This window comes from Rouxiella sp. WC2420, assembly GCF_041200025.1.
Classification (GTDB): domain Bacteria; phylum Pseudomonadota; class Gammaproteobacteria; order Enterobacterales; family Enterobacteriaceae; genus Rouxiella.
Genome location: NZ_CP165628.1, coordinates 3,817,309 through 3,840,612, shown reverse-complemented (window position 1 = coordinate 3,840,612; position 23,304 = coordinate 3,817,309). Strand labels below are relative to the sequence as shown.

Here is a 23,304-nt window from a genome sequence, read left to right as displayed (position 1 = left end):
AATAAATGGATAATGCACGTCTTGTGGTAGCGATTCTCACGCTGATTATGACGTTATTAACCCTATTGCCTCTATCGCGTAACCAGCGTTGGTGGGTCAGAGTTTGGGATTTCCCGCGCCTGCAAATGGCGGTGTTATCGGTGATTTTTTTAATTCTGGAGCTGTGTTTCCTGCCCGGCGGTGGGCCTTTGGCGTGGATTATCGTGCTGTTGGCGCTTGGCTGTACTCTTTATCAAAGCTGGTGGATTTTCCCGTACACAGGGCTGGCAAAAATTCAGGTCAAAAAGACACCGCACACCACGCATTCTCGTATCAAACTCATCAACTGCAATGTGTTGATGACTAATCGCAATACGGCAAAGTTACTGAAGATTATTGAAAAAAATCAGCCGGATATTGTGGTGCTGCTGGAAACTGATTTGTGGTGGGAACAGCAAATGTCTCCGCTGGAGGCGAATTATTCATACACTCTCAAATGTCCGCTGGAAAATCTCTATGGTATGCACGTTTATTCGCGCTTGCCGCTGATTGAGTCGAAAATTCAGTATCTGGTAGCAGAGGGGATCCCTTCGATGCATTTTCGAGTGCGTTTGCAGGGGGGCGAGGAAATTGTGATGCATTGCTTGCATCCGATGCCGCCTAGCCCTACGGAAGATGACGAATCCACCAACCGCGATGGCGAGCTCATTGCGGTTGGCCATACGGCGGCGCGGGCAACGTATCCCACTATTGTTACTGGCGATCTTAACGATGTGGCCTGGTCGCGCACTACACGTTTATTTATGAAAATCAGTGGTCTGCTGGACCCGCGCCGTGGCCGAGGGATGTTTAACACTTTCCACGCCAGTTATCCGGTGCTCCGCTGGCCGCTGGATCACGTTTTTCACAGTAAAGAATTCACTCTAATCGACCTGAAACGCCTTGAGCCGATGGGTTCGGATCACTTCCCGATCATGGTGGAGCTAGCGCTAAATCCGCAGGAAGGAAAGACGCAGCAAAAGCTTGAGATAGAGCAGGGCGACATAGAGGAAGCTCGTGAAAAAATGGAAAACGCGGGGATTAAAAGCCGGGATGTTCATCAAGCTGAATTCTGTTAGACCGAACAGAGTGCGGTTTTAGATTTGGAATCTAAAGGCAACTTTTTTGTGCTGCGCACGGCTTGTGTACTGCGCATGGGCTTTAGGTGCTGCGCACGGGCTTTTTAAGGTCAATGATCACCGAGGAGTTTTTCCGGTTCACTAATTTTAATGGATATTTAACCGGCCGCGCCGGAACCGGGCAAGAGGTCTCCAGGGCGAGCCCTCTTGCATCTCCGCGCCCTTTGGTGTCGCTTGCCTGTACGGCACCAGACGATGAGTTTGTTTCAGTTGCCACCGTGTGTGGCGTTGGTCGCGCCGCTGCGCGGTCCCCTCGTTCGTTCGAAAGCCAAAAACGTCTTTCTCCCTCGCTCAGCGCCGCCCCGAGACCGCCAATTCGGTCTATCTAAGAAAAACCGGCAACCTAAGCTGAGATCAAAAGACCTTTCTTCTGGCAAAAATTTTCTTTTGAAGGTGACATTCTGCGAACATCGGTTTTATTAATTCAGAAACGAAATCAAAAGTTATATTTAGTCTCGAACAAACCTAAGAGACCTATCTTTGTGAGATCGGCTTTTGACCGCCGTTGAGTTGCCGGTTTTTCTTTTTAGCTGCCATTGGCGGCCTCAGGCCTACGCTGAGCGAAGGAAAGGGAGACGCTTTTGGCTCCCGACTGAGTGAAGGCAGCCCGCAGGGCCGTGGCCAACGCCACGCACGGGAGCTGCTGAAACGATCTACTTTTTTTTGCACCAATCTGGTCACAAGAAAAGGGGCCGGGGATTCTTAAGGGTGGCGGCCCAAGGGCCACCCTTGAGGCGGTCTGGGTCGCAGCCCAGTAAGCGCAGCGCATGAAGTTAAAGTTGAATTTGAAGTTAAGCTAAAGGCCATGCGCAGCATTAAGCGTAGCGTTGACCGCCGTAGAGTTGCCGGTTTTTCTTTTTAGCTGCTATTGGCGGCCTCAGGCCTACGCTGAGCGAAGGAAAGGGAGACGCTTTTGGCTCCCGACTGAGTGAAGGCCGCCCGCAGGGCCGTGGCCAACGCCACGCACGAAGGCTTCTGAAACGATCTACTTTTTTTGCACCAATCTGGTCGCGAGAAAAGGGGCCGGGGATTCTTAAGGGTGGCGGTCCAAGGGCCACCCTTAAGGCGGTCTGGGCCGCAGCCCAGTAAGCGAAGCGCATGAATTTGAAGTTGAAGTTGAAGTTGAATTTGAAGTTAAGCTAAAGGCCATGCGCAGCATTAAGCGTAGCGTTGACCGCCGTAGAGTTGCCGGTTTTTCTTTTTAGCTGCTATTGGCGGCCTCGGGCCTACGCTGAGCGAAGGAAAGGGAGACGCTTTTGGCTCCCGACTGAGTGAAGGCAGCCCGCAGGGCCGTGGCCAACGCCACGCACGGAGGCTGCTGAAACGATCTACTTTTTTTGCACCAATCTGGTCACGAGAAAAGGGGCCCGGGATTCTTAAGGGTAGCGGCCCAAGGGCCACCCTTGAGGCGGTCTGGGCCGCAGCCCAGTAAGCGAAGCGCATGAAGTTCATGAAGTTAAAGTTGAATTTGAATTTGAAGTTAAGCTAAAGGCCATGCGCAGCATCAAGCGTAGCGTTGACCGCCGTAGAGTTGCCGGTTTTTCTTTTTAGCTGCCATTGGCGGCCTCAGGCCTACGCTGAGCGAAGGAAAGGGAGACGCTTTTGGCTCCCGACTGAGTGAAGGCAGCCCGCAGGGCCGTGGCCAACGCCACGCACGAAGGCTTCTGAAACGATCTACTTTTTTTGCACCAATCTGGTCACAAGAAAAGGGGCCGGGGATTCTTAAGGGTGGCGGCCCAAGGGCCACCCTTAAGGCGGTCTGGGCCGCAGCCCAGTAAGCGAAGCGCATAGATTTTAAGTTAAAAGCTGTGCGCTGCACCTAAAGCTATCCGCAGCACACCAGCCCGTGCGGCGCACAAACCCTCTTTAAAGCGCCCCCGAGTCGCTACTCGGGAAACGTCAGAGTATTCCCCGGGGCTTCCCGATTAATATGCAGGAAGTTCAGGTGTCGCTCGTACTGGTCGAGGATATCGTTGATCACCTGATGCTTGGTAAAGTCCATCAGATCGTTACCCTGTGTCCCTTCGAGCAGGAAGGTTTCCAGGCGGTAATAGTGCGATTTCCCCGAGCGAGCACGATAAGTAAAGCCCGGCACGGCATAGCGCTGTGGCCAAATCTGATAGATAAAGTTCTGCTCCTCGCCCAGCTTGACCAATAACTCCAGATGATTGAGCTTTTCATCTTCCAGCGCTTGCGCCTCAGAGAATTCAACCTTGGCGCCGCGCAGTTCAAGCTCATTTGCGACTTCCTGCATTGCCGGGCGACAGACAATATCGAGCATTTTCTGCGTGTGCGTGGTGCCCGGGAAATTCATCACTCGTGACAGACGCTGCTTCCAGTTCAGCGCCGCATCTCCGGTTGACGGCGTGGCGGGTGCATAGTTCTGCTGCGTACTGGCGCGGCGGAAATCCTCAAGGCGCAGCGACTTGTACAGCCCGGCCATCACAAAGAAGATCACAAAACTAAACGGCAGGCCCATGATCACCGTGGTGTTCTGCAATGCCGAAACACCGTCGGTCATCAGCATCCCCAAAGTCAGAACCCCGATGGTCACCGACCAGAAAATGCGCAGCCAGTTTGGCGCATCATTATTGATGTCGACCAGCTTGGAGGTGAAATTACCCAGCACCAGTGAACCCGAATCCGCTGAAGTGACATAGAACAGCAAGCCGGTAATAGTTGCCACCGAGGCGCTAAGAGTGAAGCCAGGGTATTGTGCCAGCAGGCTGTAAACGCCGCGCTCAGGGTGAGCAATCACTTCATTGGCGAATGCCAGATTACCATGCAGGATCTGGTAAAGCGCGCTGTTGCCGAAAATCGACAGCCAGAATAGCGTGAACACAAATGGAATAATCAGCGTACCCAATACGAACTGACGGATGGTTCTGCCACGAGAGATACGCGCCAGAAACAGCCCGACAAACGGCGACCAGGCAACCCACCAGGCCCAGAAGAACAGAGTCCAGCTGTTCATCCACTGCGTTGGTCGATCAAACGCAAAGGTGTTTAGTGTCATGCCCATAAAGCGATTTATGTAGTCGCCAATATTCAGCACCAGAGCATTGAGCAGAAATTCAGTATTGCCGAAGAACAGCAGGAACAGGATCAGACCCAGCGCCAACAGGACGTTCAGCTCCGAAAGGATGCGGATGCCTTTGTTCACGCCAGAGGTCACAGAAACCGTAGCCATAATCACCGACAGCAGAATCAACGCCGCCTGTACCCCCAGACTTTCTGGAATATGGAACAAGACTTTCAGGCCGTAGTTAAGCTGCACCACCCCAATACCCAAGGTGGTTGCGATGCCAAAGATGGTGCCGACTACTGCCGCAATATCTACGCTGTGACCGATCGGACCATAGATCTTCTTGCCAAAAATCGGATACAGCGCGGAGCGGATAGTCAACGGCAGGTTATAGCGGTAGCTGAAATAACCCAATGCAATGCCCATCAAGGCGTACATCGACCAGCCGGTGAGGCCGTAGTGGAACAGTGTCCAAACCATCGCCTGCCTGGCCGCAGCAATGTTCTGCCCCTGACCTTCGGGCGGCAGCATATATTGCGTCACGGGTTCGGCCACTGAAAAGAACATCAGGTCGATGCCGATACCGGCGGCAAACAGCATCGATGCCCAGCTCATCATCGAGAATTCAGGTTTCGACTGTTCTGGCCCGAGTTTGATCGAGCCAAAGCGCGAGGCGGCGATAAACACCACAAATACAATGTATAAGGTGGCGGCGAGCATGTAATACCAACCGAAAGTGGCCGATACCCATTCCAGCGCCACGCCAATTGCTTTTCCAGAGATATCGGTAAAGAAAATGGTCATCAGCGTAAAGGCCAGAATCAATCCTGCCGAGGTAAAAAACACCACCTTGTTTAGCGAGTCTTTAGGTTTATCCGAAAGTTCGATAGAAGCCATCGTTTTCCCGTTTTATCAGAAGTAAAAAAAAACAAAAAACAGGTAAGCGATTGGACGCAAAAGCAGCGCGCCTTAGCGCATATCAAGAACACCGAGGACTGCTTTTGCATCGGCAAAATATTTGTCCTGACAGGAGATCCGCTGAGTACACTGGCTATAAATTCCAATCACTACCAAAAAGTAAGCTTAGGGAAATAATTCCTTAAACTTATTGTTTTTCAATCAATTGATAACTTTTTTAAGCACTTTTTTGCCCAAACTGGTTACCAACCGGTAATAAAATATATGCATTTTTTATTGAACGTTCAATCAAAAAAAAGTTTAATAGGGGCAGTTACGGCGTTCATTAACATTGAAACAGCCCGCAAAATGGCCGTTTCGAAACGCCTTTTTCAGGAGTGGAGTCCATGCCTAAAGTTGGAATGCAGCCGATTCGGCGACAGCAGTTGATTGACGCGACGCTGGCCGCCGTGAATGAAGTTGGCATGCACGATGCCTCGATTGCCCAGATTGCTCGTCGGGCGGGCGTATCGAACGGCATTATCAGTCACTATTTTCGTGACAAAAATGGCCTGCTTGAGGCGACGATGCGTTATTTGCTCAGTCACCTTGGCGACAGCGTCAAGCAAAGGCTTGCTACCTTAAACGATGATTCGCCGACTGCGCGGCTGCGGGCGATTGCCCAAGCCAACTTTGATGAAGGGCAAACCAACGATCCGGCGATGAAAACCTGGCTGGCGTTTTGGGCCACGAGCATGCATCACCCGCAGCTGTATCGTTTACAGCAGGTGAATAGCAGAAGGCTCTACTCGAATCTTTGCGTCGAATTTCGACGTTTTTTACCTCATCACGAGGCGCGTCTGGCAGCGAAAGGCCTGGCAGGTCTGATTGATGGTTTGTGGTTGCGCAGCGCGCTGAGTCACGAAGCATTCGATCGCCAGGAGGCGTTATTAATTACGCATCGTTATATCGAATCGCTGGCGCAGACTGCCGCCCGTTAGAACACTGAAAAGCCTGCACAAGTTGCTTGCTTTCATACAGGAGAATTTATGTCCCGCTTTGGCATGCAAAAACTTTATATCGACGGTCGCTATCAGGACAGCACCGGCGGTGAAACTTTTCCGGCCATTAATCCGGCCAACGGTGAAACTCTGGCCGAGGTAGCCTCGGCAACTCGCGAAGATCTCGACCGTGCGGTTGTGGCTGCGCAGAAGGGGCAAAAAATCTGGGCCACGATGACCGCGATGCAACGTTCCCGCATCCTGCGCAAGGCCGTGGATATCCTGCGTGATCGTAATGACGAACTGGCGCAAATTGAAACGCTGGATACCGGTAAGCCGCTGTCTGAAACCACCGCCGTAGATATTGTGACCGGTGCCGACGTACTGGAGTATTACGCGGGTCTGATCCCGGCGATTGAAGGTCAGCAGATCCCACTGCGTGACAGCGCGTTTGTTTACACTCGTCGCGAACCGTTGGGCGTCGTTGCAGGCATTGGTGCGTGGAACTATCCGATACAAATCGCACTGTGGAAATCCGCGCCAGCGCTGGCTGCAGGTAACGCAATGATCTTCAAGCCAAGCGAGGTCACGTCGTTAACCGCATTGAAACTGGCTGAAATTTACACCGCAGCCGGTGTGCCAGATGGCGTGTTCAGTGTGTTGACCGGCAAGGGCGCTGAAATCGGTCAATATCTGACCGAACATCCCGGTATTGCCAAAATTTCCTTCACGGGTGGCGTCGTGACCGGCAAGAAAGTCATGGCCAGCGCCTCGGCGTCCACGCTGAAAGAAGTAACCATGGAGTTGGGGGGTAAATCACCCCTCATCATTTTCCCGGATGCCGATTTAGATAAGGCCGCCGACATCGCGATGATGGCTAACTTTTACAGCTCTGGACAGGTGTGTACCAACGGCACCCGCGTTTTTGTACCGAAAACACGGCAGGGCGAATTCGAAGCCAAAATTCTTGAGCGTGTCAAGCGCATCAAGCTGGGTCAGCCGACCGATGAAGCCGTGAACTTTGGGCCTCTGGTGAGCTTTGCCCACATGGAAACCGTGCTGCGCTTTATCGATAGCGGCAAACGTGAAGGCGCACGTCTGCTGATTGGCGGCGAACGCGTAACCAGCGGCGAATACGGCAAAGGCGCTTTTGTCGCGCCGACGGTGTTTACTGACTGCCGCGATGAGATGGAAATCGTCCGCGAAGAGATTTTCGGACCGGTGATGAGCATCCTGACTTACGAAAGCGAAGAAGAAGTGATTCGTCGCGCCAATGATACCGATTATGGTCTGGCCGCCGGTCTGGTCACTCGCGACCTCAACACGGCGCATCGCGTTATTCATCAGCTTGAAGCCGGTATTTGCTGGATCAATACCTGGGGCGAATCGGCGGCAGAAATGCCGGTTGGCGGCTACAAGCATTCAGGCGTCGGTCGTGAAAACGGCGTCAGCACGCTTGAACATTACACACAAATCAAATCCGTGCAGGTTGAGCTGGGCGAATTTAGTTCGGTGTTTTAACCGCCGACTGCTAGAGGAGATTTTTATGGATTACGATTACATTATTATTGGTGCGGGTTCTGCCGGCAACGTGTTAGCGACCCGACTCACCGAAGACAGCAGCGTCAGCGTGCTGTTGCTCGAAGCGGGCGGTCCGGATTACCGTGCCGATTTCCGTACCCAGATGCCTGCTGCATTGGCATTTCCATTGCAGGGGCGTCGCTATAATTGGGCCTATGAAACCGACCCCGAGCCACATATGGACAACCGCCGCATGGAGTGTGGCCGTGGTAAAGGTCTGGGCGGCTCTTCATTGATCAACGGCATGTGCTACATCCGTGGCAACGCGATGGATTTCGACAATTGGGCCACCGCGCCGGGGCTTGAAAACTGGAGCTATCTCGACTGCCTGCCTTATTTCCGCAAGGCAGAAACCCGTGATATTGGCGGTAATGATTTCCACGGCGATAACGGCCCGGTTAGCGTCACCACCCCGAAAGCCGGCAACAATCCGCTGTTCCACGCGATGATTGAAGCAGGCGTTCAGGCGGGTTATCCGCGCACTGACGACCTCAATGGTTATCAGCAGGAAGGATTTGGCCCGATGGACCGCACCGTGACGCCAAAAGGTCGCCGTGCGAGTACCGCTCGTGGTTATCTGGATCAGGCTAAACCGCGCGCCAATCTGACTATCGTCACTCACGCCACCACCGACCGCATTCTGTTTGATGGCAAGAAAGCCGTGGGCGTCAACTATATGAAAGGCGACGATATCAAGCTGATTGAAGCTCAGGCAAAACGCGAGGTTCTGCTGTGTGGTGGAGCGATTGCTTCTCCACAGATTCTGCAACGCTCGGGCGTGGGTCCAGCAGCATTGTTGAATTCGTTGGATATTCCTGTAGTACACGATTTGCCGGGCGTGGGCGAAAATTTGCAGGACCATCTGGAGATGTATTTGCAGTACAGCTGTACTCAGCCGATTTCGCTTTATCCGGCGTTGCAATGGTTTAATCAGCCGAAAATTGGTGCCGAATGGTTGTTTAATGGCACTGGCGTTGGTGCCAGCAACCAGTTTGAGGCCGGTGGTTTTATCCGCAGCCGCGAAGAGTTTACCTGGCCGAACATTCAGTATCATTTCCTGCCGGTAGCGATTAATTACAACGGCAGTAATGGTGTAAAAGAACACGGCTTCCAGGCGCACGTGGGTTCTATGCGTTCGCCAAGCCGCGGTCGCGTGCAGGTAAAATCGAAAGATCCACGCCAGCATCCGAGTATTCTGTTCAACTACATGTCTAGCGAACAGGACTGGCATGAGTTCCGCGATGCTATCCGCATTACCCGTGAAATCATGGCTCAGCCGGCGCTGGACCCTTATCGTGGCCGCGAAATCAGTCCGGGTATCCAGGTGCAGACCGACGAACAGCTGGATGCGTTTATTCGCGAACATGCTGAAACCGCGTTCCATCCATCCTGTAGCTGTAAAATGGGCAGCGACGAGATGGCCGTGGTTGACGGGCAAGGGCGCGTTCACGGCTTGCAGAATCTTCGCGTAGTTGATGCTTCAATTATGCCGCAAATCATTACTGGCAACCTGAACGCGACTACCATCATGATTGCCGAGAAAATTGCTGATGTTATTCGTGGTCGCCAGCCGCTGCCACGCAGCACCACCGAGTATTATCAGGCCAACGGCGCTCCGGTGCGCGGCGAGCCGCTGAAGGCGAGTAACAGTAAAACTGTTTAAGTATAAATTTACGCTCTAGGCAGTTAAGACGTGATTAAAGGGGATAATCTTCGGATTATCCCCTTTTTTTGCCTTCTCACTGGAGGAGCCAAAAGCATAAGCATAGAAAGCAAAAGCATAAGAACGTGAAATTTATGTGACATCGATCACATAAAGTGTGTATGAAAATGAAACTGAAATTGACAAATGTTGACCGAGTCGATAATTAAGAGACAACATTTACGCCGTATACAGAATTTTCCGATGTGACGTTTATTTGAACGTGCGATTTCCGGAATGTGTCGGCTTGTTAGCAGGGTCGTTTTTATACACAAATATCTCCCCACGCCAGGGAGTTGCTTTCCTTTTGCTTCTGGTAACCCATGAAAACTAAAATTTTACTGGCAGGTGCACTTCTCCTTTCTTCTTACAGTGCGCAAACGCTTGCTGACGATCTCAAGGATCAATACGTTTCCGACTGGTGGCATCAAAGCGTTAACGTGGTTGGCAGCTACCACACGCGTTTTGGACCACATGAAAACAATGACTTATATCTTGAGTACGAAGCCTTTGCGCATAAAGACTGGTTCGACTTCTACGGTTATGTCGATGTGCCAAAATTCTTCGGTGTAGGTAACGGCAACGACAACGGCATCTGGGACAGAAAAGTAGGTTCTCCAGTATTTACCGAGATCGAACCGCGTTTCTCTATCGATAAACTGACCGGCAAAGATCTGAGCATCGGCCCGATCAAGCAGTGGTATTTCGCCAACAACTATATTTACGATCAGGGCCCTAACAACGCCAACCGCCAGAATACTTGGTACATGGGCCTGGGTACCGACATCGATACTCACACGCCGTTAAACCTGTCTCTGAATATTTATAAAAAATATCAATGGCAAAACTATGGTGCTGCCAATGAAAACAAATGGGACGGTTACCGTTTCAAAGTGAAATACTTCTTGCCGTTAGGTGAAATGTGGGGCGGGAAAGTCAGCTATATCGGCTTTACCAACTTCGACTGGGGTTCACATCTGGCCGATCACGAGAACTACGCACGAACCAACCATTCGATAGCTTCCAGCCACATTTTGGCGCTGAACTATGCGCACTGGCATTACTCGCTGGTGGCGCGTTACTTCCACAACGGCGGACAATGGGCCGATGGCACCCAGTTGAACTTCGGTGACGGCGATTTCACCGTCAAATCAACCGGTTTTGGCTACTACGCAGTGATCGGTTATAGCTTCTGATACTTTGTATTAAGCGGCTTCCTTAAGGCTTTATAAACCTCGGTTGCATAGCCTGTCAGCCTGGGCCTCTGCCTTTCTATTGCGCTGTCTCGTTGGATAGCGCAATAATTCACCAAAACTTCGCACGATCTCTTGGCCGGTTTATGGCATAATGCGCGCCAAATCACACTTATACTCTTTATCTTTCAAGTTGCAGATGCGTTGGCTGCTTTCTTTCACGCTAGTCACTTACCTTGGTAAGCTCGTGGGGATTCGTTGAGTTGCCGCCTTCCTGCATCATGAAAGCTATAGATTATATTGAATCCAATTAAACTTAAGAGCGAGCTCTGTGCTAAGTACTTACAACATCACCATGCAATTCGGCAGCAAGCCGCTATTTGAAAATATTAACGTCAAGTTTGGCGGCGGAAACCGTTATGGTTTGATCGGCGCGAACGGCTGCGGTAAATCGACCTTTATGAAAATCCTCGGTGGCGATTTAGTGCCATCGGGCGGTAACGTCGTGCTTGATCCCAACGAACGTTTGGGTAAGCTGCGTCAGGATCAGTTCGCCTTCGAAAAATATAGCGTGCTTGATACCGTTATTATGGGCCACGCAGAGCTGTGGGCTGTAAAAGAAGAGCGCGACAGCATCTACGCAATGGCCGACATGAGCGAAGAAGACGGCTACAAAGTCGCTGACCTTGAAGTTGCTTACGGTGAAATGGACGGCTACAGTGCTGAATCCCGTGCTGGTGAGCTTCTGCTGGGTGTAGGTATCCCGGTTGAGCAGCATTACGGCCCGATGAGCGAAATTGCTCCCGGCTTCAAACTGCGCGTATTGTTGGCGCAGGCGCTGTTCTCCGATCCAGAGATCCTGCTGCTCGACGAACCAACCAACAACCTCGACATCGATACTATTCGCTGGCTCGAGCAGGTGCTGAACGAGCGTAACAGCACCATGATCATTATTTCGCATGACCGTCACTTCCTGAACATGGTCTGTACTCACATGGCTGACCTGGATTACGGCGAACTGCGCGTTTACCCAGGCAACTATGACGAATACATGACGGCGGCAACGCAGGCTCGTGATCTTCTGAATGCTAATAACGCCAAGAAAAAAGCTCAGATCGCCGAGCTGCAATCTTTCGTTAGCCGCTTCAGCGCCAACGCCTCCAAATCCAAGCAGGCAACTTCTCGCGCCAAGAAAATTGATAAAATCCAGCTGGATGAAGTCAAGGCTTCAAGCCGTCAGAATCCTTATATGCGTTTCGAGCAGGATAAAAAACTGTTCCGTAATGCGCTGGAAGTGGACAAGATTACTAAAGGTTTCGACAACGGCCCGCTGTTCAAAGGCTTCAGCCTGATGCTGGAAGTGGGTGAGAAAGTGGCGATTCTGGGTGCAAACGGCGTCGGTAAAACCACCATGCTGAAAACGCTGGTAGGCGATTCGCTGCCCGATGCCGGTACCGTAAAATGGTCTGAAAACTGCAAGATTGGCTACTACGCGCAGGATCACGAGTACGAGTTCGACGAAACGATGAACGTATTCGACTGGATGAGCCAGTGGAAATCGGAAAAAGACGACGAGCAGGCCGTGCGCGGTGTTCTGGGGCGTTTGCTGTTTGGTCAGGACGACATCAAGAAAAAAGTTAAAGTGCTTTCTGGTGGCGAAAAGGGCCGTATGCTCTTTGGTAAACTGATGATGCAGTGTCCAAACATTCTGATAATGGATGAACCTACCAACCACCTGGATATGGAATCCATCGAATCGCTGAACATGGCGCTGGAAATGTATGAAGGCACGCTGATCTTCGTTTCCCACGACCGTGAGTTCGTGAGTTCTTTGGCGAGCCGAATCATCGAGATCACGCCGAACAAAATCACTGATTTCACCGGTAATTACGAAGATTACCTGCGCAGCCAGGGCATCAATAGCTAAGCGTTTCAAGCTGATTCTGTAAAGCTAGTTTTTTGAAATAATTAAACGCTAGTTTTTTGAAATAAATAGAAAAAAAGCCGGTTTTGATAACCGGCTTTTTTAATGCTTTAAATCAGCGATAGGGACTAAGCTGATTTGCCACAAACCTCGCAATGCGGATTTTTCGCCAACCTCATTTCACGAAATTGCAGCGTCATGGCGTCATACATCAGCAATCTGCCGCTTTTAATTTCCCCGAAGCCCGCCAGCAGCTTGATGGCTTCCATAGACTGCAAACTGCCGATAGTGCCCACTAACGGTGCCATAACTCCAGCCTCCACGCAGCTAAGCGCCTGCTCGCGAAACAGCCGACTCAGGCAGCGATAGCAAGGTTCATCGTCTTGGTAGGTGAAAACGCTGATTTGCCCTTCCATGCGGATTGCCGCGCCAGAAACCAGCGGTTTTTTCAGCGTAAAGCAGGCTTTATTGAGCTGGTTGCGCGTTTCGACGTTATCGGTGCAATCGAGCACGATGTCGCATTCGTCGATTAGCTTCAAAAGTTGCTCGGCATCGAGTTGATGATCGACGGTATTAAGAATGACGTGGGGATTAATCGCTGCCAGCGCGATGGCTGCTGAGTCGACTTTTTTTATGCCGATACGCGCATCGCTGTGCAAGATTTGGCGTTGCAGATTAGAAAGCGAAACGGTGTCGAAATCGAGCAGGGTAAGCGCGCCAACCCCCGCCGCGGCCAGATACTGCGCGGCGGCGCATCCCAGCCCACCGAGACCCACCACCAGCGCATGACTGGCTTTAAGCTTTTCCTGCCCGTCGAAATCAAAACCGCGCAGCACAATCTGCCGGTTGTAGCGCAGGGTTTCCGCATCGCTTAGCTCTGGCAGTGTCATCGGTTTATCCTTTTAACAAGGCATTGAATGGCTCAACGTCGACCCATTCGCCCACCGCTACGTCGCCGCGCTCGCGCTCCAGCACCACGAAGCCGTTAGCCAGGCTGTAGGAACTGAACACGTGTGAACCTTGAGAGCCCGTGGTTCGAGCTTCAAGTTCGCCCTGCGCGTTATGCACAAACACCGCGCGCTGAAAATCGAGACGACCAGGCGTTTTTTTAAAGTTGCTCGCCGCTCTGGCTCGCAGGCGCGGCGGCAAGCGCCAGTCAGTGTGTGAAGAAAGGCGGGCGATCAACGGTTGCACCAACTGATAAAAAGTCAGCACGGCTGAAACTGGATTGCCGGGTAAACCGCAGAACCACGCGTTATTCAATTTACCAAAGGCGAAAGGTTTACCCGGTTTAATTGCCAGCTTCCAAAAGCCAATCTGGCCGATTTCATCGAGCATCGACTTAGTGTAATCAGCCTCGCCGACTGAGACACCACCGCTGCTGATAACCAGGTCAGCATAATTGTCGGCCTGTTGGAAAGCCTGGCGTAGCGCTGCCGGATCGTCGCGGATAATGCCTAAATCCAACACTTCACAACCTAATTGATCGAGCATCAGGTGAACCGCAAAGCGGTTAGTGTCGTAAATTTGGCCTTCTTCTAATGGCGTGCCGACCGGCTGTAACTCGTCACCAGTGGAAAATACCGCCACTTTGAGACGGCGATTCACTTCGACTTTCTCAACTCCCAAAGAAGCCAGCAGCGGCAGTTCAGCGACACCCAGTCGCACGCCGGCGGCTAAAACCTCCTGCCCCTGACGGATATCGTCGCCGATAAGACGAATATTTTGACCTTTTTCAACCGGCACAGTGAAACGCACGCCCGCATCGGTTTTCTCCGCTTCTTCCTGCATGATTACCGCGTCTGCGCCGGAGGGCACGGGCGCACCGGTCATGATGCGGATGCAGCTTCCGGCAGGCCATTCACCGTTGAAAGGCGCGCCAGCAAAGGCTTTACCGGCCACGGTGAATACGGCATCTTCGCGATATTCCGCACTGCGAATGGCATACCCGTCCATAGCCGAATTATCAAACGGAGGCACATATACCGGAGAACGCACCGCGCTGGCGGTGATGCGGCCTGCGGATTCGGTAAGTGGCAGCCATTCAGTTTTTGCCTGAGTTAATGGCGAGGTCTGCGAGAGCATTTTGTTCAGCGCTTCTTGTAGCGAAATCAGGCCAGAGGTAAACGTGTTTTCCATCATTAAACCCTTTTATTACCGGCTGAGAAGGGGCATAAGGCGAGCCGGTTGATGGTGAGAAATATCCTTTGATTATGCCAGAGAAAGCCCTGCGCGCCCAAACGAACGGCCAACGAAAAGCACTCAGTGACGTGAACGTTTCTAAATGTTTAAGCGATCTTTAAGATCTGAATAGCAGCAGATCAGCAATCTTAAGCTTAAAAAGTTCTTAAAATCTTCTAAAAGAATGAGATCGATCGCATAAATGATCCTGCAATCGGCGTATTATTACTGGCCCTTGTGTGATGGGTGTCACATAAAATTGTCTTTTGCGTCTGGAGTTGCATCGTGATGAAAAAAAACCGCCATCAGGCCATCCTGAAATTGGTGGATCAACATGAGGTAGTTCAGGTTAATGAGTTAGCGCTTTGGTTAGAGGTGAGTCTGGAAACAATTCGCCGTGACCTCAACGAAATGCAAGACAAAGGATTGATTCAACGCCGCCATGGTAGGGCACGTCGCGTTGATCCACCGCCTTCCTATGGCTGGATCAATAGCTTGCAGCGCGTCTCTCATAGTTGAGCCCCTCAATATCAAGAAGGAAAATCAGCGCCGCTGGTTTTCCTTTTTTTCGTTTTATCCGCCGTCGGTTATTCATTCCTGCGCGTTATTTTCTATAAATAATCTAAGCAATTAGCCTCGTCAAGATGGACTTAATTTTCAGCTTTACATACTCTGCACGGCTAAATATAGTCGAAATCCTGGACTATTCTTTAGGCGGCCTTAGTGGCACATGAGCGAAAAAATGACCATATCTCAAACTGTAGTGATAGGCGGAACACCTGATTCAACGTCACCGGTGGCGGTAATTGCTATTCATGGTGGCGCTGGGGCGATAACTCGCCAGGCAATGAGCGCCGAAAAAGAGCGTCTTTATTTACAGGCGCTGGAAGAGATCGTCAGCAGCGGGCAGGCAATTTTGGCAGCGGGTGGCAGCGCGGTTGACGCAGTGACCGAGGCGGTTCGCCTGCTGGAAGAGTGTCCGTTTTTCAACGCCGGAACCGGCGCGGTATTTACCCACCAGGGCACTCACGAACTCGATGCCTGTATTATGGATGGCCGCACACTGGATTCCGGCGCTGTCAGCTGCGTCAGTCACATCCGCAATCCGATTTTGACCGCCCGTAAAGTGATGGAACAGAGCGCGCACGTAATGTTTACCGGCGCAGGCGCGGAATCGTTTGCGCGTGAGCACGGGCAAGAAATGGTGTCGGCAGATTATTTCTTCACTCAGGACCGTTTCGATCAACTGCAACGCGCTCTGAAAACTGATGGCGTCATGCTTGATCATGACGGAGCGAGCTTAAATGCCAATATTTCTGACGATCCTTTAGATCCAGATCGCAAATTTGGCACTGTTGGTGCCGTTGCATTGGATCTTATGGGTAATCTGGCTGCTGCGACTTCAACCGGCGGCATGACCAATAAACAGGCTGGCCGTGTTGGCGATACGCCAATTATCGGCGCAGGCTGCTATGCCAGCAATAAAACGGTCGCAGTCTCCAGCACCGGCACTGGTGAAGTATTTATGCGCACAGTCGCGGCCTATGATGTCGCCGCGCTGATTGAGTACGCAGGACTTACACTCGAACAGGCCACCGATAAAGTGGTAATGGAAAAGCTGGTGGCGCTGGAAGGCTCGGGTGGCATGATAGCCATCGACCGTTTCGGCAATGTACGCCTGCCGTTTAACAGCGAAGGTATGTATCGCGGTTTTGCCTACGTTGGCAAAGCGCCAGAAGTGGCAATTTATCGTTAACATCTGAAGTTATTGCTAATCAGCAGGCGAGTTTCAAGAAATTCAGGGAGAAGTACATGGTTAAGGAGTCGTGATGAGTCAGACAATTTCCCCCGAGCACGCGTTTTCGGCACCGACAATGCTTGACGATCAAGTGCTGTCGGTGCGCAGTCTCAGCGTTCGTTTCGAGCACGAGGGGCAGGCGATTGAGGCAGTGCGTCATCTCGACTTTGAGGTAAAACGCGGTGAGACGCTGGCGATCGTCGGGGAATCAGGCTCCGGGAAATCCGTCACCTCACTGGCATTGATGCGCCTGGTGGAGCAGGGTGGTGGCCAGGTTCATCAGGGAAAAATCGATTTTAGGCGTCGTAACGGGCAGATTGTTGACCTGACTGCCGCCCGCCAGTCCGAGATGCGCAAGCTGCGCGGTGCGGATATGGCAATGATTTTTCAGGAGCCGATGACCTCGCTTAACCCGGTGTTTCCGGTCGGCGAACAGATTGCCGAATCTATCCGTCTGCATCAGGGCAAAAACCATGCCGCCGCGCGTGCAGAAGCTTTGCGCATGCTTGAGCTGGTGCGCATTCCCGAAGCGCAAAATATTCTTGATAGTTACCCGCATCAGCTTTCCGGCGGGATGCGCCAGAGAGTGATGATTGCGATGGCGCTGTCGTGTAAACCGGCGCTGCTGATTGCCGATGAGCCGACCACCGCGCTGGACGTCACCATTCAGGCGCAAATTCTGCAACTGATCCGCGTGCTGCAGCAAGAGATGCAGATGGCGGTGATTTTCATTACTCACGATATGGGCGTGGTGGCCGAAATCGCCGACCGTGTGCTGGTGATGTATAAAGGTGAAAGTGTTGAGAGCGGTGAAGTGGGTCGCGTATTTGCCGCGCCGCAACATCCCTACACCCGCGCGTTGCTCGCTGCGGTGCCAAAACTTGGCGCAATGAAAGGCACTCAGCTACCCGCTCGTTTCCCGCTGTTAAATACCGAAGTCAACGATCAGCCCGTTGATGACTCCTCCTTAATTCAAAATACTTTAACTTTAGGTGCCGCTCCTATCTTGCAGGTGCGCAGTCTGGTGACTCGTTTCCCGTTACGCAGTGGCCTGTTTAATCGTATAAACCGCTATGTGCACGCGGTGGAAAAGGTGAGCTTCGATATCTATCCCGGAGAAACTCTGGCGCTGGTTGGAGAATCCGGTTGCGGCAAATCTACCACTGGGCGTTCATTGCTCAGGCTGGTCGAAAGCCAGAGTGGTTCAGTTATTTTTAACGGCAAAACTGTGTTCGATGGCGAACATACCGGGCAGCTTTCCAGTTCTGCGCTACAACATCTTCGACGTGATATTCAGTTTATTTTTCAAGATCCTTACGCCTCCCTCGATCCGCGCCTCACGGTGGGATATTCCATCATGGAACCCCTGCTGGTCCATAAAATTGGCAGTCGTGAACAGGCAAAAGAGCGGGTTTCATGGCTGTTGGAGAAAGTTGGGCTATTGCCGGAGCACGCCGAGCGTTATCCGCATGAATTTTCAGGCGGTCAGCGTCAGCGGATCTGTATTGCCCGCGCATTGGCACTGAATCCTAAAGTAGTGATTGCCGATGAGTCGGTGTCGGCGCTGGATGTTTCGATACAGGCGCAGATCGTCAATCTACTGATGGATCTGCAGAAAGAATTTGGCATCGCGTTTCTGTTTATCTCGCACGACATGGCGGTAGTAGAAAGGATAAGCCATCGTGTCGCGGTTATGTATCTCGGGCAAATTGTCGAGATCGGGCCACGGGCGGCGGTGTTTGAAAATCCGCAGCATCCCTACACCCGCAAGCTTATGGCTGCGGTGCCAGTGGCGGACCCGCAACATCGACGTGTTGAACAGGCGCTGCTGGTGGATGAAATCCCAAGTCCGATCCGAGCGATCGGCGATGAGCCTATTATTGCACCGCTGGTGAAAGTGTCTGAGGGGCATTACGTTGCTCGTCATGCTATTGCCGGCGTTTATTAAGGAGCGCCCAACTTACAGGGAGCTTTATCTACAGGGTCTAAGGAAAAGGAAATCAGTATGAAGCAGAAAATGATGCGCAGAGCCGTTCTGGCGACGGTAATGCTTAGCGCAATGGCTTCCGGTTCAGTCTGGGCAGCGAAGGATGTCGTGATTGCAGTTGGTTCAAACTTCACCTCACTGGACCCGTATGACGCCAACGACACGCTCTCTCAGGCGGTAGCAAAATCGTTTTATCAGGGCCTGTTCGGTTTTGACAAAGACATGAAGCTGGTTAACGTGCTGGCCGACAGCTACTCCGTGAGCCAGGATGGCCTTACTTACACTATCAAGCTGCATCCGGGGATCAAATTCCAGGATGGCACCGATTTTAATGCGGCAGCGGTAAAAGTTAACCTCGATCGCGCCAGCAATCCTGACAGCCATCTCAAACGTTACAACCTGTTCAAGATGATTGCCAAAACCGAGGTGATTGACGCTGATACCGTCAAGATCACTCTGAAAGCGCCATTCTCAGCCTTTATTAATAATCTTGCACACCCTTCTGCGGTGATGATCTCACCTGCGGCGCTGGGGAAATATGGCAAAGACATTGGTTTCCATCCGGTCGGAACAGGCCCTTATACGCTGGAACAGTGGAATCAGACTGATTTCGTGAAAGTGAAGAAGTTTGACGGCTACTGGAAAAAAGGCGAGCCAAAACTGGACACCATCACCTGGCGGCCAGTGGTTGATAACAATACCCGTGCTGCAATGTTGCAAACCGGTGAGGCCGATTTAGCGTATCCGGTGCCTTATGAGCAGGCGGCTTTGCTGGAAAAAAACAGCAAATTGAATCTGGTGACTTCGCCATCAATTTTGCAGCGTTACATCAGTTTCAACATTACCCAAAAGCCTTTTGATAATCTAAAAGTCCGTCAGGCTATCAACTATGCCATTAACAAACAGGCGCTGATTAAAGTGGCGTTTGCCGGTTACGCGGTGCCTGCTGAAGGGCCATTGCCGACCAGTATCGAATATTCTGCAAAATATCAGCCATGGCCTTACGATCCGGCCAAGGCCCGAGAGTTGCTGAAAGAGGCGGGTTATCCAAACGGCTTCACTACTACGCTGTGGTCGTCACACAATTCCAGCACCGCGCAGAAAGTCATTCAGTTCGCACAGCAGCAGCTGGCGCAGGTAGGGATTAAAGTCACTGTGACTGCTTTTGATGCCGCGCAGCGTGCCGCTCAGGTTGAGAACGTCGGCCAGAAAGAGTCGGGCCTGCGGATGTTCTACACTGGCTGGTCGGCCTCTACCGGTGAAGCTGACTGGGCACTAACGCCGCTGTTTGCTACTCAATCTGCACCACCAAAGCAGTTCAATACTGCGTTCTATAGCAATCCGCAGGTCGATAAAGATTTGAGCGATGCGCTGAACACGACTGATAAATCAGCGAAGGACAAGCTGTATAAAGACGCGCAGGACCGTATCTGGGCCGATGCCCCCTGGGCTTTCCTGGCAACCGAGCGCCTGCTGTCAGCCAGTAATAAGCGCCTGACCGGCTTCTACGTGATGCCCGATACTTCATTCAACTTTGATAATGCAGACGTGAAATAGCCCTTACTCATCGTCCGATTGGATTTCATCTACGGGTGGCAATGCACTCACTCCGATACTTGCTCTGGTAAGCCTTGGAGTGAGTGTCGGCAGCCAGGGGCGATGGCGTTTTAAAACGTCGATGGGACAACGTGTGGATAGAATATCTAATGAAAAATCCTGATTAATTATGCTCAATTATTTTTTAAAGCGACTGCTCGGCCTAATCCCGACGCTGCTGATTGTTGCTGTGCTGGTGTTTTTATTCGTCCATCTACTGCCGGGCGACCCTGCACGCATGCTGGCCGGGCAAGATGCCGATCAGAGCGTGGTGAATATGGTGCGTCAGGATCTTGGCCTTGATAAACCTCTTTGGCAGCAGTTTCTGATTTTCTTCGAGCACGCACTGCGTGGTGATTTTGGGCAGTCGATGGTCTCGAAACGACCGGTGATCGATGAAATCAGCTCGCGTTTTATGCCGACGTTATATCTCACGCTGACCAGCATGCTGTGGTCGGTGATTTTTGGACTGATTATTGGCGTGGTATCTGCGGTATGGCGCAACCGCTGGCCTGACAGTTTGGGCATGGCGCTCGCCGTATCGGGAATTTCGTTCCCGGCGTTTGCTCTGGGCATGTTGCTGATGCAGATTTTTTCCGTACAACTTGGCTGGCTGCCAACTATTGGCGCGGATGGCTGGCGCAACTACATTTTGCCCTCGATCACCCTTGGCGCAGCGGTGGCCTCAATCATGGCTCGTTTTACCAGAGCCTCCTTCGTCGAGGTGATGCAGGAAGATTACATGCGCACCGCGCGGGCAAAAGGCGTGCGTGAATCTGTGGTGGTCGTTAAACACGGGCTGCGTAACGCGATGATTCCGGTAGTCACCATGATGGGATTGCAGTTCGGATTTTTGCTTGGTGGTTCGATTGTTGTCGAAAAAGTGTTCAACTGGCCGGGCTTGGGCCGTTTGCTTATCGACTCGGTAGAAATGCGCGATTATCCGGTGATTCAGGCCGAAGTATTGCTGTTTTCGCTGGAGTTTATCCTTATCAACCTGTTGGTCGACATGCTGTATGCGGTCATCAATCCTTCAATTCGATACAAGTGAGTAAGCGCATGAAAAACTGGCGACGCAAAGCCGCGCTGGCATCCATGCCACTGGTCACACAGGAAAAGGTAAGCAGTAAGCCGGTACGCACGCCGTGGCGCGCTTTTTGGCGACGTTTTCGCAAGCAGCATATTGCGCTGGTCGCCGGCATATTTGTTGTTCTGTTGATTGGCGCAGCAATATTGGCGCCATGGCTGGTGCCGTTCGATCCTGAAAACTACTTTGATTATGACCGCTTGAATGAAGGGCCTTCGCTGCTGCATTGGTTGGGCGTTGATTCTTTGGGGCGGGATATTTTTAGCCGTATTCTGATGGGCGCGAGGATCTCGCTGGCGGCCGGGGTGTTATCGGTTATCCTCGGCGCGGCGATTGGCACAGTGCTGGGGCTGATGGCCGGTTTCTATGAAGGCTGGTGGGACAGGGTAACCATGCGCGTCTGTGACGTGCTGTTTGCCTTTCCGGGTATTTTGCTGGCAATTGCCGTGGTTGCTGTAATGGGAAATGGCATGGCGAACGTTGTTGTCGCAGTGGCGATTTTTAGTATTCCGGCCTTCGCTCGCTTGGTGCGGGCCAATACGCTGGTATTGAAAAATCTCACCTATATTGAGTCGGCGCGCAGTATTGGCGCTTCGGACATGACTATTCTGTTCCGCCATATTCTGCCCGGCACGCTGTCATCGGTGGTGGTGTATTTCACCATGCGCATCGGCACCTCAATCATTACTGCCGCAAGCCTGTCGTTCCTGGGCATGGGCGCGCAGCCGCCAACGCCGGAGTGGGGCGCAATGCTCAACGAAGCTCGTGCGGACATGGTTACTGCTCCTCACGAGGCTATTTTCCCCAGTCTGGCGATATTTTTAACCGTGTTGGCGTTTAATTTATTGGGGGACGGATTAAGGGATGCCCTGGATCCTAAGCTTAAAAGCTAGGTTTTTATATTGCTGCACAAGGTTTAACTTCAAAATTCAACTTCATGCGCAGCGCACGGGCTTTAGGTGCTGCGCACAGGCTTTTTAAGGTCAATGATCACCGAGGCGTTTTTCCGGTTCACGAATTTCAATGGTCAATTAACCGGCAGTGCCGGAACCGGGCAAGAGGTCTCCAGGGCGAGCCCTCTTGCATCTCCGCGCCCTTTGGGTGTCGTTTGCCTGTACGGCACCAGACGATGAGTTCGTTTCAGTTGCCACCGAGTGTGGCGTTGGTCGCGCCGCTGCGCGGTCCCCTCGTTCGTTCGAAAGCCAAAAGCGTCTTTCTCCCTCGCTCAGCGCCGGCCCGAAACCGCCAATTCGGTCTATTAAAGAAAAATTGGCAACCTGACCTTAGGTCCAAAAACCTTCCATCCGGCATAAAGTCAAAAATCCATCGCTCTTACCCATTATTTTTCCTTTGCCGTTGTGAGTTTTATTTAAAAAAGGAAGGAGCGGTTTTCCCTAGGGGCTAATATTGGCGCACTCCGTGACGGCGCTGAGTGAGAGGAAGGAGACGTTTTTGGCTCCTGACCGAGCGAAGGAATGGCGGAGCCACGCGGCAACGCGCCACACAGAGGAGTGACTGGAAAGAGCTACAAACTTGAGAACCGTTTTATTCAACGGCGACAAGGGCCCGGAATTCTTAAGGGTGGCGGCCCAAGGGCCACCCTTGAGGCGGTCTGGGCCGCAGCCCAGTAAGCGCAGCGCATGAAGTTGAAGTTGAAGTTAAGCCATGCAAAGCATCAAGTGTGGCATTGATCGCGATTAACTTCTAAGGCCATTAAATTCCGAGGAGTTTTTCCGGTTCACTCATTTCAATGGTCAATTAGCCGGCAGCGCCGGAACCGGGCAAGAGGTCTCCAGGGCGAGCCCTCTTGCATCTCCGCGCCCTTTGGGTGTCGCTTGCCTGTACGGCACCAGACGATGAGTTCGTTTCAGTTGCCATTGTGTGTGGCGTTGGTCGCGCCGCTGCGCGGTCCCCTCGTTCGTTCGAAAGCCAAAAACGTCTTTCTCCCTCCCTCAGCGCCGCCCCGAGACCGCCAATCAGGGCTATTAAAGAAAAATCGGCAACCTGACCTTAGGTCCAAAAACTTTCCATCCGGCATAAAGTCAAAAATCCATCGCTCTTACCCATTATTTTTCCTTTGCCGTTGTGAGTTTTATTTAAAAAAGGAGGGAGCGGTTTTCCCTAGGGGCTAATATTGGCGCACTCCGTGACGGCGCTGAGTGAGAGGAAGGAGAC

At 52.0% G+C, this 23,304-nt stretch carries 15 protein-coding genes; 12 read left to right on the top strand and 3 right to left on the bottom strand.

Going from position 1 to position 23,304, the window contains the following annotated elements; translation table 11 throughout:
• Window positions 1-5 precede the first annotated feature (5 nt).
• A complete protein-coding gene (locus AB3G37_RS17775; protein ID WP_369788653.1) occupies window positions 6-1,097 on the top strand; it encodes an endonuclease/exonuclease/phosphatase family protein in 1,092 nt (363 codons plus the stop codon).
• Window positions 1,098-3,042: 1,945 nt separating this feature from the next.
• On the opposite strand, the gene AB3G37_RS17770 is transcribed toward AB3G37_RS17775, so the two are convergent.
• Entirely contained in the window at window positions 3,043-5,079 is a 2,037-nt protein-coding gene (locus tag AB3G37_RS17770; RefSeq protein WP_009638244.1) for a choline transporter, read from the bottom strand.
• A 407-nt stretch (window positions 5,080-5,486) separates the two neighbouring features.
• Between AB3G37_RS17770 and betI the strand changes: the two genes are divergently transcribed.
• From betI to AB3G37_RS17745, 5 genes are all read left to right on the top strand, one after another.
• Complete coding sequence (betI, locus tag AB3G37_RS17765) at window positions 5,487-6,080, top strand: transcriptional regulator BetI (protein ID WP_009638245.1); 594 nt, start codon at window positions 5,487-5,489, stop codon at window positions 6,078-6,080.
• 48 nt (window positions 6,081-6,128) lie between these two features.
• Complete coding sequence (gene betB / locus AB3G37_RS17760) at window positions 6,129-7,601, top strand: betaine-aldehyde dehydrogenase (RefSeq protein ID WP_369788652.1); 1,473 nt, start codon at window positions 6,129-6,131, stop codon at window positions 7,599-7,601.
• 25 nt (window positions 7,602-7,626) lie between these two features.
• Complete coding sequence (betA, locus tag AB3G37_RS17755) at window positions 7,627-9,324, top strand: choline dehydrogenase (RefSeq protein WP_369788651.1); 1,698 nt, start codon at window positions 7,627-7,629, stop codon at window positions 9,322-9,324.
• 362 nt (window positions 9,325-9,686) lie between these two features.
• A complete protein-coding gene (locus tag AB3G37_RS17750) occupies window positions 9,687-10,559 on the top strand; it encodes a nucleoside-specific channel-forming protein Tsx (protein ID WP_369788650.1) in 873 nt (290 codons plus the stop codon).
• 328 nt (window positions 10,560-10,887) lie between these two features.
• Window positions 10,888-12,483, top strand: coding sequence for an ABC-F family ATPase (locus AB3G37_RS17745; RefSeq protein WP_009638249.1), 1,596 nt, complete (start codon window positions 10,888-10,890; stop codon window positions 12,481-12,483).
• A gap of 125 nt (window positions 12,484-12,608) precedes the next feature.
• Here AB3G37_RS17745 and moeB read toward each other — a convergent pair whose 3' ends face one another.
• Complete coding sequence (gene moeB, locus AB3G37_RS17740; protein WP_369788649.1) at window positions 12,609-13,370, bottom strand: molybdopterin-synthase adenylyltransferase MoeB; 762 nt, start codon at window positions 13,368-13,370, stop codon at window positions 12,609-12,611.
• 4 nt (window positions 13,371-13,374) lie between these two features.
• Window positions 13,375-14,619, bottom strand: a complete 1,245-nt coding sequence (moeA, locus tag AB3G37_RS17735) for a molybdopterin molybdotransferase MoeA (protein ID WP_369790987.1) — start codon at window positions 14,617-14,619, stop codon at window positions 13,375-13,377.
• A 330-nt stretch (window positions 14,620-14,949) separates the two neighbouring features.
• On the opposite strand from moeA, the gene AB3G37_RS17730 reads away from it, so the two are divergent.
• The 6 genes from AB3G37_RS17730 (at window position 14,950) to gsiD (ending at window position 22,022) form a co-directional block, all read left to right on the top strand.
• Window positions 14,950-15,180, top strand: a complete 231-nt coding sequence (locus tag AB3G37_RS17730; protein ID WP_009638252.1) for a DeoR family transcriptional regulator — start codon at window positions 14,950-14,952, stop codon at window positions 15,178-15,180.
• Between the two features lie 223 nt (window positions 15,181-15,403).
• On the top strand, window positions 15,404-16,417 hold the full coding sequence (locus tag AB3G37_RS17725; RefSeq protein WP_050956180.1) for an isoaspartyl peptidase/L-asparaginase family protein: 1,014 nt from the start codon (window positions 15,404-15,406) through the stop codon (window positions 16,415-16,417).
• 73 nt (window positions 16,418-16,490) lie between these two features.
• On the top strand, window positions 16,491-18,407 hold the full coding sequence (gene gsiA, locus AB3G37_RS17720) for a glutathione ABC transporter ATP-binding protein GsiA (protein WP_369788648.1): 1,917 nt from the start codon (window positions 16,491-16,493) through the stop codon (window positions 18,405-18,407).
• Window positions 18,408-18,464: 57 nt separating this feature from the next.
• Window positions 18,465-20,003, top strand: a complete 1,539-nt coding sequence (gene gsiB, locus AB3G37_RS17715) for a glutathione ABC transporter substrate-binding protein GsiB (RefSeq protein WP_369788647.1) — start codon at window positions 18,465-18,467, stop codon at window positions 20,001-20,003.
• Window positions 20,004-20,172: 169 nt separating this feature from the next.
• Window positions 20,173-21,093, top strand: coding sequence for a glutathione ABC transporter permease GsiC (gene gsiC, locus AB3G37_RS17710; protein ID WP_369788646.1), 921 nt, complete (start codon window positions 20,173-20,175; stop codon window positions 21,091-21,093).
• A gap of 8 nt (window positions 21,094-21,101) precedes the next feature.
• Window positions 21,102-22,022: a glutathione ABC transporter permease GsiD gene (gene gsiD, locus AB3G37_RS17705; RefSeq protein ID WP_369788645.1), complete on the top strand. Its 921-nt coding sequence runs from the start codon at window positions 21,102-21,104 to the stop codon at window positions 22,020-22,022.
• The last annotated feature ends 1,282 nt before the right edge of the window (window positions 22,023-23,304 follow it).